This window comes from Streptomyces sp. NPDC031340, assembly GCF_055569945.1.
The window spans coordinates 1-2,571 of sequence record NZ_JBVIIE010000125.1 but is presented as its reverse complement, the minus strand read 5'-3'; the positions used below and the strand labels follow the sequence as shown (position 1 = coordinate 2,571).

At 75.4% G+C, this 2,571-nt stretch carries 1 protein-coding gene; it reads right to left on the bottom strand.

The window, feature by feature from the left end:
• The coding region (locus ACZ5GT_RS40685; protein ID WP_469036976.1) for a polyketide synthase dehydratase domain-containing protein at positions 1 to 2,571 on the bottom strand (2,571 nt) is incomplete at both ends.

The following is a 2,571-nucleotide window of genomic DNA, read 5'->3' as shown; positions in this document are numbered from 1 at the left end:
CTCCGCAGCCCGCCGGACATCCCACGCCCGCACCGGCAACGGCCGCAGCGCACCCGACTCGAACAGCCCGACCAGCTCCCGCAGCATCTCCCCGACCCGCTCCGGCCCGGCACCCTCGACCATGTCGAACGCCTGGTAGGCGACGCCCGGGAACATGCGGGACACGTCCTCGGGGTCGCGGATGTCGGTCTTGCCCATCTCCAGGAACCGGCCGCCGCGCGGCAGCAGCCGCAGCGAGGCGTCGACCAGCTCACCGGCCAGACAGTCCAGGACCACGTCCATGCCCCCGCCACCGGTCGCGGCGCGGAACGTGTCCTCGAAAGACGCGTCGCGGGAGGAGGCGATGTGGTCGTCGTCCAGGCCGTGGGCGCGCAGGGTGCCCCACTTGCCCTCGCTCGCCGTGCCGAACACCTCCGCACCCAGGTGGCGGATGAGCTGCACGGCGGCCATGCCGACGCCGCCGGCCGCGGAGTGCACCAGGACCCGCTCGCCACGCCGGAGGCCGGCGAGGTCGACCAGGCCGTAGTAGGCGGTCAGGAAGACCGTCGGGATCGCCGCGGCCTGCTCGAAGGTCCAGTCGTCGGGGATACGGACCACGAGGCGCCGGTCCACCACGGCGACCGGGCCGAAGGCGCCGCGGATCAGTCCGGTCACCCGGTCGCCGACCCGCAGGTCCGTCACGCCGGGTCCGACCTCGGTGACGACGCCGGCGCCCTCGTTGCCCATGGCGGCGTCGCCCGGGTACATGCCGAGGGCGATGAGGACGTCACGGAAGTTGAGGCCGGCCGCCCGCACGGCGACACGGACCTCGCCCGCGGCGAGCCGGATCTCGTGGGCGTCGGACGGCACGAAGGCCAGGCCGTCGAGGGTTCCGGCGCTGGAGGTGCTCAGCAGCCAGGAGGAGGCGCCGGCGGGCAGTGCGAGGGCGGTGTGCTGCCCGGGCGCGTCGGCGCGCACCAGCCGCGGCACGAACAGCGCCCCGTCCCGCAGGGCGAGCTGGGGTTCGTCGGCGGCGAACACCGCGTCCAGCAGCTCGTCGGAGGTGTCACCGTCGCACAGCACGAACCGTTCCGGGTGCTCGATCTGTGCCGCCCGTACGAGACCCCACAGCGGGGCCTGCGTCAGGTCGTCCACGTCCTCACCGGGGCGTACGGCGACGGCGCCGCAGGTCACGACGGCGAGCCGGACGGCCTCCAGCCGCTCGTCGGCGAGCCAGTCCTGGAGCTGCGTGAGCAGGGCGCCGGTGCGGGCGCGGGCCGACTCGGAGATGCCGGCGCCGTCCGCCTGCGGGGCGTACAGGACGGCCTCCGCGGGCACCGGCGTGGCGCCCGCGTCGAGCGCGGCGCGCAGGGCGGCCACGTCGGCGTACACGGCACCGGTTCCGATGGTGGCGCGGGCCGTCCCCGCCCGGGGGGAGACAGGCGGGGCGGCGGTCCACTCCAGCCGGTGCAGCGCGTCGGGCCGTCCGGCGCCCGCCAGGGATGCGGCGAGCCGTTCGCCGGAGACGGTGCGGGTCGCCAGGGACGCCACGGACGCGACCGGGCGGCCGGCCGGGTCCGCCACGTCGACGGCGAGTGTGTCCGGGCCGGTGGGCGTCAACCGGACCCTCAACCGGGAGGCGCCCACGGCTTGCAGCCGCACCTCGCTCCAGGCGAAGGGCAGCCGCACATCACCCGTGTCCGCAGCCGGCCCGGACAGCGCGAGCCCGTGCAGCGCAGCGTCGAGCAGGGCCGGATGCAGAGCGAACCGGCCCGCCTCCTCCCGCTGCGCGTCGGGCAGCACCACTTCGGCGAACACGACATCACCGTCGCTCCGGCACCATGCGCGGGCCAACCCCTGAAAGGCCGGGCCGTACCCGTAACCGGCCAGGGCGAGCCCCTCATAGAACCCGTCGAGGTCGACGGGGTCCGCGCCCGACGGCGGCCAGGCCAGGGCCCATCCGGCGGCCTCCGCGGCCACGGCCCCGGCGGGGGCCAGGCGCCCCTCGGCATGCCGGGCCCACACCGCGTCGCCGCCCTCGGGACGTGCGTGGACGCTCACGCTCCGGCCGCCGTCCTCGTCGGCCGGCCCCACGAGCACCTGCACTTGAACGGATCCGCGTTCGGGCAGTGCGAGCGGTGCCTCCAGCGTCAGCTCCTCGACGACACCGCAGCCCGCCTCCTCGCCCGCCCGCAGGGCCAGCTCCACGAACGCGGTCCCCGGCAGCAGCACCGTCCCGGCCACCGCGTGGTCCGCCAGCCACGGGTGGCTGCGCAGCGACAACCGCCCGGTGAGCAACACCTGCCCACCGTCGGCGGACACCACGGTGGCACCCAGCAGCGGGTGGTCCGGCGCTTCGAGCCCCGCGGCCTCGACACCGGCGGCGGCGAAGGGCTCGGAACGGGGCCAGTAGCGCTGGTGCTGGAAGGGGTAAGTAGGAAGGTCGACATGCCGGATGCCGGTGGCCGGGAAGAGGCGGTCCCATTCCACGGGCAGGCCACGCGTCCACGCCTCCGCCAACGCCGTCACGAACGCCTCCGGCTCCGCACGGCCCTTGCGCAGCACACAGGTCAACAACCCGTCGAAGTCGTC